Source organism: Litorerythrobacter xanthomarinus (genome assembly GCF_046254955.1).
GTDB lineage: Bacteria > Pseudomonadota > Alphaproteobacteria > Sphingomonadales > Sphingomonadaceae > Qipengyuania_C.
The window spans coordinates 160032-172899 of record NZ_JBJXRG010000002.1 but is presented as its reverse complement, the minus strand read 5'-3'; the positions used below and the strand labels follow the sequence as shown (position 1 = coordinate 172899).

12 protein-coding genes, 1 tRNA gene and 1 pseudogene are annotated in these 12868 nt (G+C 60.8%); 4 read left to right on the top strand and 10 right to left on the bottom strand.

All coding sequences use genetic code 11. The features are described 5' to 3' along the window. The 10 genes and pseudogenes from ACEWMW_RS10100 to ACEWMW_RS10055 all read right to left on the bottom strand — a co-directional run bounded on the left by ACEWMW_RS10100 (nucleotide 1) and on the right by ACEWMW_RS10055 (nucleotide 8414). Nucleotides 1-462 carry an SAM-dependent methyltransferase gene (locus ACEWMW_RS10100; protein WP_409413807.1) on the bottom strand — a complete coding sequence of 154 codons (462 nt, stop codon included), beginning with the start codon at nucleotides 460-462 and terminating at the stop codon, nucleotides 1-3. Between the two features lie 5 nt (nucleotides 463-467). Then, nucleotides 468-1493, bottom strand: a complete 1026-nt coding sequence (locus tag ACEWMW_RS10095; RefSeq protein WP_409413806.1) for an aspartate-semialdehyde dehydrogenase — start codon at nucleotides 1491-1493, stop codon at nucleotides 468-470. A 110-nt stretch (nucleotides 1494-1603) separates the two neighbouring features. Further along, on the bottom strand, nucleotides 1604-3832 hold the full coding sequence (locus ACEWMW_RS10090) for a DPP IV N-terminal domain-containing protein (protein WP_409413805.1): 2229 nt from the start codon (nucleotides 3830-3832) through the stop codon (nucleotides 1604-1606). Between the two features lie 98 nt (nucleotides 3833-3930). Further along, nucleotides 3931-4305: a 50S ribosomal protein L19 gene (gene rplS / locus ACEWMW_RS10085; RefSeq protein WP_409413804.1), complete on the bottom strand. Its 375-nt coding sequence runs from the start codon at nucleotides 4303-4305 to the stop codon at nucleotides 3931-3933. A gap of 4 nt (nucleotides 4306-4309) precedes the next feature. Continuing rightward, a complete protein-coding gene (gene trmD / locus ACEWMW_RS10080) occupies nucleotides 4310-5050 on the bottom strand; it encodes a tRNA (guanosine(37)-N1)-methyltransferase TrmD (RefSeq protein WP_409413803.1) in 741 nt (246 codons plus the stop codon). After that, on the bottom strand, nucleotides 5047-5538 hold the full coding sequence (rimM, locus tag ACEWMW_RS10075) for a ribosome maturation factor RimM (protein ID WP_409413802.1): 492 nt from the start codon (nucleotides 5536-5538) through the stop codon (nucleotides 5047-5049). Before rimM ends, trmD begins: the two co-directional genes overlap by 4 nt. Before the next feature lie 180 nt (nucleotides 5539-5718). Next, a pseudogene (gene rpsP, locus ACEWMW_RS10070) lies at nucleotides 5719-6210 on the bottom strand (30S ribosomal protein S16); the annotation flags it as partial. Nucleotides 6211-6260: 50 nt separating this feature from the next. Continuing rightward, complete coding sequence (gene ffh, locus ACEWMW_RS10065; protein ID WP_409413801.1) at nucleotides 6261-7751, bottom strand: signal recognition particle protein; 1491 nt, start codon at nucleotides 7749-7751, stop codon at nucleotides 6261-6263. A 120-nt stretch (nucleotides 7752-7871) separates the two neighbouring features. After that, nucleotides 7872-7947: transfer RNA gene (locus ACEWMW_RS10060), tRNA-Ala, on the bottom strand. A 131-nt stretch (nucleotides 7948-8078) separates the two neighbouring features. After that, the gene (locus tag ACEWMW_RS10055) at nucleotides 8079-8414 is read right to left on the bottom strand and encodes a TIGR02300 family protein (protein WP_409413800.1); all 336 of its coding nucleotides are present in this window, start codon (nucleotides 8412-8414) and stop codon (nucleotides 8079-8081) included. A gap of 114 nt (nucleotides 8415-8528) precedes the next feature. Between ACEWMW_RS10055 and aroA the strand changes: the two genes are divergently transcribed. The 4 genes from aroA (at nucleotide 8529) to rpsA (ending at nucleotide 12849) form a co-directional block, all read left to right on the top strand. Beyond that, nucleotides 8529-9911 (top strand): 3-phosphoshikimate 1-carboxyvinyltransferase, encoded by a 1383-nt coding sequence (aroA, locus tag ACEWMW_RS10050; protein WP_409413799.1) that lies wholly within the window; start codon nucleotides 8529-8531, stop codon nucleotides 9909-9911. Next, entirely contained in the window at nucleotides 9908-10165 is a 258-nt protein-coding gene (locus ACEWMW_RS10045) for a CBU_0592 family membrane protein (protein ID WP_409413798.1), read from the top strand. The genes aroA and ACEWMW_RS10045 overlap by 4 nt, the downstream gene beginning before the upstream one ends. After that, nucleotides 10162-10785, top strand: a complete 624-nt coding sequence (locus tag ACEWMW_RS10040) for a (d)CMP kinase (protein WP_409413797.1) — start codon at nucleotides 10162-10164, stop codon at nucleotides 10783-10785. Before ACEWMW_RS10045 ends, ACEWMW_RS10040 begins: the two co-directional genes overlap by 4 nt. A 345-nt stretch (nucleotides 10786-11130) precedes the next feature. After that, the gene (gene rpsA, locus ACEWMW_RS10035; protein WP_409413796.1) at nucleotides 11131-12849 is read left to right on the top strand and encodes a 30S ribosomal protein S1; all 1719 of its coding nucleotides are present in this window, start codon (nucleotides 11131-11133) and stop codon (nucleotides 12847-12849) included. Nucleotides 12850-12868 lie beyond the last annotated feature (19 nt).

Sequence of the window (12868 nt, the reverse complement as noted above, 5' to 3'; positions counted from 1 at the left end):
TCACCAATAAGCCGACATTATCTCTTTGGCCCAATCCGGCTCGGTAACTTCCGTGCGGGGCTGGAATCCCTTCATGACCGGCTTGATATCGAGCACGGGCGTGCCGTCAATCGCATCAAGCCCTCGGAGGTACAACCGAGTGCCTTCGACCCGCAAGATTTCGCAAGTGGTAAGTCCCAAACGGTTGGGGCGATTTTTTCCGCGTTGCGCAAAGATGCCGATCCTGGGCCAATCTGCCCTGCCACGCGGATGTCTCGCGCCGGTCTCGATCTTTTCATCAGGTACTTTGTGAAACAGGAATATCACCTCTGCGTGACTAAACCCCTCGAGGCCCATGAGTGCTTCGTGTTTGAAGGTAGGTTCTTCCAATTGGATAAAGGCTTCGCTGTCACCCCAGTCATCGTCGATCGTCTCACTGCGACCGCCGATGACATGGCCAATCGGTGAAATGCCCAAGTCCAAAAATTCTATCCCTTCTTGAGGTGCCTGCGCCCCAGCAGCTCAGCAATCTGCACCGCGTTCAACGCCGCGCCTTTACGGAGGTTGTCCGAGACGCACCATAGAGTGAGGCCGTTCTCAACCGTCGGGTCTTCGCGCACGCGGCTTATGTAGGTCGCACCGTCGCCCGCGGCTTCGACCGGAGTGATATAGCCGCCGTCCTCGCGCTTATCGACCAGCAGGCAGCCCGGCGCCTCGCGCAGGATATCCATCGCCTGCTGCGCGGAAATCTCGTTCTCAAACTCGATATTCACCGCTTCGGAATGGCCGACGAACACCGGCACGCGCACGCAGGTCGCGTTGAGCTTGATCTTCGGGTCGAGGATCTTCTTGGTCTCGACCACCATCTTCCACTCTTCCTTGGTCGAGCCGTCGTCCATGAAGACATCGATATGCGGGATCACATTGAAGGCGATCTGCTTGGTGAACTTGTTGGGCTGGACGCTGTCGCCCACAAAGATCGCGCGGCTCTGCTCGAACAATTCGTCCATGCCCGCCTTACCCGCGCCCGAAACGGACTGATAGGTTGAGACGACGATACGCTTGATCGTGGCGGCATCGTGCAGCGGCTTGAGCGCGACCACCAGCTGCGCAGTTGAGCAATTGGGATTGGCGATGATGTTGCGCTTCGAATAGCCATCGATCGCATCCGGATTCACTTCCGGAACGATCAGCGGCACGTCGGGGTCCATGCGGTAGAGCGAGCTGTTGTCGATCACCACGCATCCGGCGGCGGCTGCCTTGGGCGCATAGGTCTTGGCCGGGCCGCTGCCCGCAGCGAACAGTGCGATATCCCAACCGGACCAGTCAAAATGCTCGATATTCTTGCATTTGAGCATCTTGCCGGTGTCGCCGAATTCGACTTCGCTGCCATGCGACCGCGACGATGCAACCGCCGCGACCTCGTCGCAGGGAAACTCGCGCTCGGCGAGGATGGCCATCATCTCGCGTCCGACATTTCCTGTCGCGCCGACGACCGCTACCCGGTAACCCATCTCAAACACTCCAACTGACAGGCATCAATGCCTGGGCGCGCGCAGATAGCGCACTTACGTTGCAGTGCAAAATAATTCCGCTTTAGGAGGCCAAACTCCTGCTCGCCCAATTATTCAGGCGGAGTTACCCCATGATGCTTGAGGAAGCGGAACTTGGCGTTCTGGACATGCGGGCTGATCTTCTCACCGGCAACCCTGTGGCCGAACCCCGGATAGAGCATCATCTGGAACGGCACATTCTCGCGCTGCATCGCGGCGACCAGTTCGGTCGTGTGATCGAGCACCACGTTGTCGTCGGCCATGCCATGGATCACCAATAGCGGATCGCTGATCTTGGTGGCATCGGGAATGGCGGAGGACTTGGCATAGCCATCGGGATTCCCCTGCGGCGTCCCCATGTAGCGCTCGGTCCAGTGGGTGTCGTAAAGCTCCCAACGACTGACCGGTGCGCCTGCGATGCCCGCTGCATACAGCCCCGGATCAGCCTGCAACTGCTTGAGTGTCATGTAGCCGCCATAGGACCAGCCATCGAGCGCGATTTTGTCCGGATCGACGAAGTCGAGCGTCTTGAGGAACTCCGCTCCTGCTTTCTGGTCTCGCACTTCGACGCCGCCCATCGCGTGATAGATCGGCTGTTCGAATACCGCGCCGCGATTGGCCGAACCGCGATTGTCGAGCGCGAACCAGATGTAACCCATGTCGGCAATCGCCTGGCGCAGGCCGCCGTCCCAGCCCTTGGTCACCATTTGCGGACCCGGCCCGCCGTAGTGGTGGTAAATCACGGGGTATTTCTTGCCGGGTTCCATCTCAGGCGTGACCATCTCCCAGTAGAGATCGGTCCCGTCTTCGGCCTTGATCGTGCCGTATTGCGTGGGCCGATGGCTGGCGAGATAGGGCGCATAGGGATGATCGCTATCGAGCGCATTCTCCATCACCCAGGCAATCCGGTTGCCCTCGACGTCGGCCAGGTAGCTCTGCCCCGGCTGGTTATCGTTCGAGCGGAAAATCAGCAGCGATTGACCGTCCTTGTCCATCATCGCCGAATTGACGTAATCGGTTTCGGTCAAAAGCTTGATCGACGAAGGATCGGCCAGCTCCAGGGAATAGAGCTGCTGCGCGAGCACGTCGTCCTTCGTCCCTGTGAAGAACACCCGGCCCGCTTCCTGGTCCACCCCAACTAGCCCGGTCACGACCCATTCACCGCTGGTGAGTTGGGTCCAATCGCCGTCGACGTAGTGGTAGAGGTGTCCATAGCCATCGCGCTCGGACCACCAGATCAGCGAGCCATCCTTCAGCCAGCGGTAGTCGCTGCCGAGGTTGAGCCAATAATCGGGCAGCGCCGCCGTTTCGGTAAAGAACACCTCGCTTGCGCCGGTGGCGGGATCAACCCTGAGAATATCGAGCTCGGTCTGCTCGCGGTTCTGGCGATGGACATAGATCGCGCTGCCATCGCTCGACCAGTCGACCCGCGGGATATAGATATCGGCATTGTCGCCCAGATCGATCTTTACCCGGTCGCTGCCGTCAGGATCCATGATGTAGAGCTCGACAATGGCATTGGCACTGCCGGCGAAAGGATAGCGCTGGGTGTAGACGCGCGTGCCATCCGCGCCGATCGCAGCGCGCGTGACTGTCTCCACGCCGCTCTCATCGAAGCGCTCGACCACGATGCGCTTGTCGCCGGGGCCCCACCAGAACCCGTCCGTCCGGCGCATTTCTTCCTGCGCGATGAATTCGGCTTCGCCCCAGCGAATATCTTCGCTTTCTTCCAGCGGTGTGATCGCACGTGCTTCTCCGCCAACAGGGGCCACCCACAACTGGCGGCTGCGCACGAAAGCTACGTTCTCGCCGGTTGGCGACAAGGTCGCGTTGAGCTCGGTCTCTTCGGTATCGGTGAGGCGCACGACCTCGCCATCGAGCCGAGCCAGGTAAAGATCACCATCGAGCGGTACGAGCACGCTCTTGCCATCGCTCGCCCACTGGTAGGAGATGATACCCTTCAGATTGGCGATACGCGCGCGTTCGCGCTGCATTTTCTCTTCTTCGGAGAGTTCCGCACCCGTGCCCAGCGCTTCGCTGTCGACCAGCATGCTCCACTCGCCGGTCTGGCGATCGAAGCCCCACAGGTCATAGCGCTCGGTATCATCCGGTCGATTGCGCAGCAGGGTGAGATAGCGTCCATCGGGCGACAGCCGCGCCTGGCGCGGGCTTTCGCCGTTCAAGTCCGGGCTGGCAAAGACCCGATCGAAAGTGAGATGAGGGCCTTCGGTCATCTCATGGTGCTCTGCGGCGGCGGGAGCGGCGAACAATATGGAGGCAGCAGCAATGAACGAACGCATATCAAGGCTTTCGAATCCTGAAAGAGAAAGGGCGCCCCGACATGCCGCCGGGACGCCCTTTCGTCAAATGGTTGCGTTTGTATCTAACGCCGCCGGTACTATGCCTTGGGGGCATTCTCGCGGCGCTCGGCGATACGAGCGCGCTTACCGGTACGGCCACGCAGATAGTAAAGCTTCGCACGGCGCACGACACCGCGGCGGACCACGGTGATGCTGTCGATGATCGGCGAATAGAGCGGGAATACACGCTCCACGCCTTCGCCGAAGCTCATCTTGCGAACGGTGAAATTGCTGTTGATCGAACGGTTCGAGCGAGCGATGCACACGCCTTCGAAGTTCTGGACACGCTCGCGCGTGCCTTCGACCACTTTCACGCCAACGCGAACGGTGTCGCCGGCGCGGAATTCGGGAATTGCCTTCCCGTCGGAGAGTTGCTCGATCGCTTCCGCTTCGAGCTGCTGGATAAGGTTCATCGACCTAGTCCTTCTTTTCATGCCGCGCGCCAGAGGCAGACTGGTCCCGAACGCCCCTGTGACGTTCCCAAAGGTCCGGCCTGCGTAACCGTGTATCTTCTTCGCTCCTTGCCTTGCGCCAAGCAGCGATCTTCGCATGATCCCCCGATCGCAGCACTTCGGGGATCGTGCGCCCTCCCCATTCATAAGGTCGGGTGTAATGCGGATACTCAAGTAGTCCTTCCTCGAAGGATTCCTCGGTTCCGCTGTCCGGCGCGCCCATTACCCCCGGCAATAGGCGAATGCAAGCGTCGAGTAGCGCCAATGCGGCAGGCTCCCCGCCCGAGAGGACGATATCGCCCAGCGAGACCTGCTCGATTTGAGGATACGCCTCGAAAATGCGCTCGTCGAATCCCTCGAAACGCCCGCACAGGATGGTGACCCCCGGCCCCGCCGCGAGCTCGCGCACGCGCTCTTGCATGAGCGGCGCCCCGCGCGGCGTCATGGCGAAAATTGGAGTATTAGGTTGCCGACTGAGCGCATGGTCTACAGCCCTCCCCAGCACATCGGCCTTCAGCACCATGCCAGCTCCGCCGCCGGCTGGAGTATCGTCAACCGATCGGTGCTTGTCAGTTGCGAAATCGCGGATCTGTATGGTGTCGATCGACCACTTCTGTTCCTCAAGCGCCCTGCCTGCCAGCGACAGCCGCAATGGTCCCGGAAACATCTCTGGATAAAGCGTGAGGATGGTGGCAGCGAAGGTCATGTCTCGACGAACTCGCTTGATACCACAAGCCGCTCGCTATCCCACTCGGGAACGGCCTGCTTGGTCAGCGGAACCATGAACTTCCTGCCGTCGGGCCGCTCGATTTCGACGATGTCGGTAGCGCCGAAATTCTCCACGGCATGGACCTTTCCGAGGGCCTTGCCACTATCCGTGACCACCGGTAGTCCGAGCAGATCGGAGAAGTAGAATTCGCCCTCGTCCAACGCTGGCAGCGCGTCGCTTGATACTTCGAGCACCGTACCGCGCAGTTTCTCGGCTGCAGTGCGATCACCGATTTCGGCAAAACGCGCAATCGCCCCGCCCTTGTTGTCGGAGCGGATCTTCTTGAGGGTCAACGCACCGCCGTTGAAGCTCTTGATCGAAGAAAGCGCCTCGACACCCTCTCCGAACAGCTTCAGACGGACTTCGCCCGCCACGCCATGCGCGCCGGTTACGGCAGCAAGGGTGACGGGCTTGTCGTTAGCCAAGGCAGATTAGCCTTCAGCCTTATCTTCGTCCGAAGCTTCTTCAGCTGGAGCATCTTCAGCCGCGGCTTCTTCAGCAGGAGCTTCTTCGGCAGTTGCAGTATCGTCTGCCTGCTCGTTGACCGGACCACCTTCGGCGATTTCCTCGGCGATTGCGGTCTTGTCTTCCGCCGTCTCGCCATCGGATGTTTCACCCTCAGCAGCATCGGCCACCGCTTCGGCGGTTTCGTCCGTCTTTACCGAGCCAGTCGCATCGTTCTCTGTTGCTTCAGCTGAGGTTTCTTCAGCAGCTTCCTCGGCGGGAGCTGCGGTAGCTTCCTTTGCGGCTTCTTCAGCTTCGGCAGCCTTGGCAGCCTTTTCTTCAGCGCGTTCCTTGGCTTTTTCGCCCGGTTCGGCCTTCTGCGGGTTGTTGCGTGCTTCGCGCTCGCGGATACCCGCAGCATCGAGGAAACGGGCGACGCGGTCAGACGGCTGTGCGCCGACACCAAGCCAGTAGCGTGCGCGCTCTTCGTTGAGCTTCACGCGGCCTTCGTCGTCTTTCGCCAGCAGCGGGTTGTAGATCCCAATCTGCTCGAGATACTTGCCATCACGCGGCTTGCGGCTGTCTGCAGCGACGATCCGGTAATAGGGGCGCTTCTTTGCGCCACCGCGCGAGAGCCTGAGTGAAATTGCCATTGTAATTTACCTTTCGATGTAAAGTCTTGATCCGGTTGGAATTCTTGAAACTATTTCTTGTCGAGCATCGCTCTGAGATCGGGCGGGAGCGTGTTGGGATCGACCGTCGGCCCACCTGAGCCGCCACCAAGGCCGGGAAGCGAGCCACCAGCGCCGCCGCTCATTCCGCCACCCATTCCGGGCATGCCGCCGCCGCCAAACAATGCGCCGAGGCCTTTCAGCCCGCCCATCTTCTTGATCTGCTTCATCGCGCGGCCCATCTCCTGGTGCATCTTCAGTACCTTGTTGACGTGCTGCACATCGGTGCCGCTGCCTGCCGCCACACGCCGTTTGCGCTTGGCGTTCATCAGCGCGGGATTGGTGCGTTCCTTGGGCGTCATCGAACCGATGATCGCATCCATGTGGACCAGCACCTTGTCGTCCATATTACTGGCTTCGAGCGCCTGCTTGGCCTTTTTCATGCCCGGCAGCATGCCCGCCAGCATGCCCAGCCCGCCCATGTTCTGCATCTGCTGGAGCTGCATGCGCAGATCGTTGAGGTCGAACTTGCCTTTGGCCATGCGCTTCGCGAGCGCCTCGGCATCTTCTTCCTTGATTGTCGCAGCGGCCTTCTCGACCAGCCCGACCACATCGCCCATGCCCAGGATACGGTCGGCCACGCGGCTGGGCACGAATGCTTCGAGCGCGTCGAGTTTCTCGCCCGTACCGGCAAACTTGATCGGCTTGCCGGTGACAAAACGCATCGACAGCGCTGCGCCACCGCGTGCATCACCGTCCATCCGGGTCAGCACCACGCCGGTCAGCGGCATTTCGTCATTGAACGACTTGGCGACGTTAACTGCGTCCTGACCTGCGAGCGAGTCCACCACCAGCAGGACTTCTTGCGGGGCGGAAACCTGGCTGATCGCTTTCATCTCGCCCATTAGCGCTTCGTCGACATGCAGTCGGCCCGCCGTATCGAGCAGCAGCACGTCGATCGCCTGCAGCTTGGCGCTTTCCATCGCGCGTTTGGCAATATCGACCGGCTGCTGCCCAGGCATGATCGGCAAGGTCGCGATATCGACCTGCTCGCCCAGGATCTTGAGCTGCTCCTGCGCGGCCGGACGATTGACATCGAGCGAGGCCATCAGGATCTTCTTGCCATGCTTTTCGCGGACATATTTGCCCAGCTTGGCCGTGGTTGTCGTCTTGCCCGAGCCCTGCAGGCCGACCATCATCACAACAACCGGCGGCTTGGCATCCAGGTTGAGTTCGGCGTTGGTCGCCTCGTCCTCGGCGCCGCCTAGCATGGCGACCAATTCATCATTGACGATCTTGACCACTTGCTGGCCCGGCGTGACCGAGCGGAGCACGTCCTGACCAATCGCTTTTTCGGTAACGGCGTCAACAAAGCGGCGCACAACCGGTAGCGCGACGTCGGCTTCAAGTAGCGCAACCCGCACTTCGCGCATGGCATCGCGTACGTCCTGCTCATTGAGCGAACCGCGCCCTTTCAGGCGATCAAAGACATTGCCGAGCCGATCGGACAGAGTATCGAACATTGTCTTTCTCACTCCTTTTGCCGACCGCCCGGCCAACTAAATGCGAAAAACGCCGGCGGACGAAACCTCGTCGGCCAGCGTGCGAATCCCTACAAAGAAATCCGACTTTTATCAGGCGACTGGTGGAGCCTAGCGGGATCGAACCGCTGACCTCAACACTGCCAGTGTTGCGCTCTCCCAGCTGAGCTAAGGCCCCGTTCCAGTCATGTGCGCGGGAATGGTTATACCCGCAAGACCTGCCTTTCGGCAAGGACGCAGCCCATTAGGAGCGCATCCTGCCCAAGGCAAGAATTTTGTTGAGCCCGCCGTGCGGTCCGCTCAACCTAATCAGCTATCATCGTTGCCGTCGTCGTCGCCCTTGCCCTTGGTAACGCCGAGATCGTCATCACCGCCAAGATCGACGTCTGCGTCCGCCGGCGTATCATCATCTTCGATATTGATATCGTCGAGATCATCATCGGCCAGATCGCTATCCGCCTCGCCGTCTTTCTTCTTCTTCTCGTCTTCCTCGAAAGGAATAGGCTGCTTGGACTTGAGCACTGGCTCGGGAGTCCAGGTTTCCTCGCATTCGATGCAGGTAACCGGATCCTCGTTACCGAGATCGTAGAAGCGGGTGCCGCATTTCGGGCAAGAACGCTTCGTGCCCCATTCTGGCTTGACCATTATAGTTCCTCAAATGCTTCCCGCTCCTTAGGTGGAGGCGGGGCGTAAATTCCATGATGCTTGATGGGTGCCGACAGGTCGGGAATCAAGTGCGGGCGCGCCTTGCCAGAAGCCATGGGCGCTGTCAAAAGCCGCGCGCACTTTTACATCCTGCATGAGAGTATCCATTTGGCCGATACGCCCTTCCCCAAGACCTTTGCGCCGCTCGGGCCGTTGACCGGGCGTATCCGCGTGCCGGGCGACAAGTCGATCAGCCACCGTGCCCTGATGTTCGGCGCACTAGCCATTGGCAAGACGACCGTGCGCGGCCTGCTCGAAGGCGAAGATGTGATGGCCACCGGCCGCGCGATGACGCAGATGGGCGCATCGATCAGCAAGGGCGGCGAGGGAGAATATCGCGTCCACGGTGTGGGAGTCGGCGGATTGCTGCAGCCGCAGGGCGCGCTCGACATGGGAAATTCGGGCACTTCTACGCGGTTGCTGATGGGCCTAGTCGCGACCCATGCCATCACCGCCACCTTTACCGGTGACGCCAGCCTCTCGAAACGCCCGATGGGGCGGGTGATCGATCCGCTTTCGCTGATGGGCGCGAGCTTCGAGGCTTCGCCCGGCGGGACAATGCCGCTGATGGTTCGCGGCGCGACGACCGCAGTGCCGATCGAATACCGCCTTCCCGTCGCCAGCGCGCAGGTGAAGAGCGCAGTCCTGCTGGCAGGCCTCGATACACCGGGAATCACACGGGTGATCGAGCCGGTGGCCACCCGCGATCATTCCGAGCGCATGCTCAAGGGCTTCGGCGCTGAACTGGACGTAGAGGAAGTTGATGGGGAACGGATCATCTCGATCCGCGGCGAAGCCGATTTCACGCCGCAGGATATCACCGTTCCAGGCGATCCCTCGTCTGCCGCATTCTTTATCGTTGCCGCACTGCTGACCGAAGGCAGCGATCTGGTAATCGAGAATGTCGGCCTGAACCCCACCCGCGCCGGCCTGATCGAAGTGCTGCGCCAGATGGGCGGGAGTATCGAGGAACTGGACAAACGCGAAGTAGGCGGAGAGCCGGTGGCCGATTTGCGCGTCAGGCATTCGGCGTTGAACGGGATCGAGGTCGATCCGCCGCTCGCGCCGAGCATGATCGACGAATTTCCAGTGCTGTTCGTCGCAGCATCGCTCGCCTCCGGCACTACCACCACCAGCGGGCTCGACGAATTGCGCGTCAAGGAATCGGACCGCCTTGCGGTAATGGCGGCAGCCCTAACCGCAGCCGGAGCGCGGATCGAAGAGCGCGAGGACGGCCTGGTGATCGAAGGAACGGGCGGCGACCCGCTGCGCGGGACGGCCAATGGCCGGGTCAAGACGCATCTCGACCACCGGATTGCCATGGCGATGGCGGTTGCTGGCCTGGCATCCAAAGACGGCGTCGAAGTCGACGACACCGCCCCTATCCGCACCAGCTTCCCGAACTTCGAGAAGCTGCTTGAAGAGGCCACGGCATGATCGATCTGGACGTGGCAACGCTGGTTGGCTTTGTCGGGATGGCCTGTATTATTGGAGCCTATTTCTACCTGACGTGGAAGGACGATCCCAATCCGTTTATCCTTCACGGAACCAATCTTGCGGGCGCAGCTCTTCTGACGGTCTCGTTGCTGGTGCACACCAACCTTCCCAGCCTCGTTCTCGAAGCATTCTGGGCCGCGATTGCGATCTGGGGTCTGGCGAAGGCATTCCGTGCACGCAGGGCTGCAAAATGATCATTGCCGTCGATGGTCCTACTGCCTCCGGCAAAGGCACGATTGCCAAGGCGCTGGCAGCGCATTTCGGCCTGCCGCATCTCGATACTGGGTTGCTCTATCGCGCGGTCGGCAGGCAAGTGTTCCTTGACTGCCGCGATCCGGACGACGCCAGCGAAGCTCTCGCGGCGGCCGACTTCCCGGACAGCCTGCTTTCAGATCCCGCCTTGCGCAGCGAAGATGCCGGCGGCCTCGCCAGCCGTGTGTCGGTGCATCCCGGTGTCCGGCAAACGCTCTACGAGCGCCAGCGCGCCTTCGCGACGCAGGATGGCGGTGCAGTGCTCGACGGGCGCGACATCGGCACCGTGATCGCGCCCGAGGCCGATGTGAAGCTGTTCGTGACTGCCAGCGTTGACGCGCGGGCCGGTCGCAGGTTCAGGGAAATGCAGGAGCGCGGCGAACCACACACGCTCAAGGAAATCGCCGACGACCTGCGCCGCCGCGACGAGCGTGATCGCAATCGCGCGGAAGCCCCGCTGGTCCCGGCGGAAGATGCCTATATCCTCGATACATCTGCGCTTGACCGCGATGCCGCGATCGCAGCGGCGATCGAGATCGTGGAGAGCTATGTGGCTCGGTAATTCTGTCCTACAGCCGATGCGCCGGTCATAATCGGCGCATGTTTTCGGCTTCCTTTTTGCCCCACCCTGATTCGAGTGCCTGGACAGTGCTCCATGTGCTCCATCGAGTTGGATTCCCCCTCGAGGAATCGGCCCGAAAACCCTTGCTTTCGCGCCGGGTATCGCCTAGGCGCGCGCCCGTTCTCGCAATCTTCTGGTTGAAAGAACCTCTGTGGACGCATTCGGCCCCATGGAGACGAACGGCCTCTTGCCCGCAAGGCCAGCGCAATGGTGCGCCAGGCGGCGGTTTAAGACCCCGGATAAACCGGTGGCCGGTAGCAAATGTGAAACAGGATTTGATCCATTATGGCGACTACAGCCAATCCCCCAGAAATGCCCACGCGCGACGATTTCGAAGCGCTCCTCAACGAACAACTCGGCGGTGAAGAAGATGGCGGCTTTGAAGGCCGCGTCGTCAAAGGCACCGTCACCGCAGTCGAAAACGGCTTTGCGGTAATCGATGTAGGCCTCAAGAGCGAAGGCCGCATTGATCTTAAGGAATTCATGCGCGGCGAAGACGAGCACGGCCTTTCGGTCGGTAGCGAAGTCGAAGTCTATGTTGACCGCGTCGAGAACGCCGACGGCGAAGCAATGCTCAGCCGCGATCGCGCCCGCCGCGAAGCAGCCTGGGACAAGCTGGAAAGCGAATTTGGCGAAGGCAAGCGCGTCGATGGCCGTATCTTCGGCCGCGTCAAGGGCGGCTTTACCGTCGATCTCGATGGCGCCGTGGCCTTCCTGCCAGGCAGCCAGGTCGATATCCGCCCTGTGCGCGACGTCACCCCGCTGATGGACCAGCCGCAGCCCTTCCAGATCCTCAAGATGGATCGCCGCCGCGGCAACATCGTGGTTTCGCGCCGCGCAGTCCTCGAAGAGACCCGTGCGGAACAGCGCAGCGAGCTGATCAACGATCTCGCCGAAGGCCAGGTTATTGATGGCGTGGTCAAGAACATCACCGATTACGGTGCCTTTGTTGACCTCGGCGGGATCGACGGCCTGCTCCATGTCACCGACATGAGCTACAAGCGCGTCAATCATCCGAGCGAGATGATCGAGATCGGCCAGACCGTGACCGTCCAGATCGTCCGCATCAACGAAGAAACCCAGCGCATCAGCCTTGGCATGAAGCAGCTGGAAAGCGATCCTTGGGACGGTGTTGCCGCGAAGTATCCGATCGGCATGAAGCTGACGGGTACCGTCACAAACATCACCGAATATGGCGCATTCGTCGAAATCGAACCGGGCATCGAAGGCCTGGTCCACGTTTCGGAAATGAGCTGGACCAAGAAGAACGTCCACCCGGGCAAGATCGTTTCAACTTCGCAGGAAGTCGAAGTTCTGGTGCTCGAAGTCGACAGCGAGAAGCGTCGTATTTCGCTCGGCCTCAAGCAGGCCCAGCGCAATCCATGGGAAGAGTTCGCCGAGAAGCACCCGGTTGGTGCGAAGGTTTCGGGCGAAGTCAAGAACGCCACCGAATTCGGCCTATTCATCGGGCTCGACGGCGATGTCGACGGCATGGTCCACATGTCGGATATCGCGTGGGGTATCTCGGGCGAAGACGCGCTGGCCTTGCACCGCAAGGGCGAGCAGGTCGAAGCCATCGTGCTTGATGTCGACACCGACAAGGAGCGTATCAGCCTTGGCATGAAGCAGCTCGAAAAGGGTGCACCTTCAGCCGATGGCGCCGATGCCAGCGCATTGCGCAAGGGCCAGACCGTTACCGTTACCGTCCTCGAAGTTCGCGATGGCGGCCTCGAGGTGCAGGTGGGCGACGATGGCGCGACTGGCTTCATCAAGCGCACCGATCTTGGCCGTGACCGTGACGAGCAGCGTCCCGACCGCTTCCAGACCGGCAGCAAGGTCGACGCACTGGTAACCGGTTTCGATCGTTCGAAGAAGCCTACTTTCTCCATCAAGGCGCGTCAGATCGCCGAAGAGAAGGAAGCAGTTGCCCAGTTCGGTTCGACCGACAGCGGCGCGTCGCTCGGCGACATCCTCGGCGAAGCGCTGAAGAAGAAGGACGACTGATCCAAGCGATCAGTCGCTT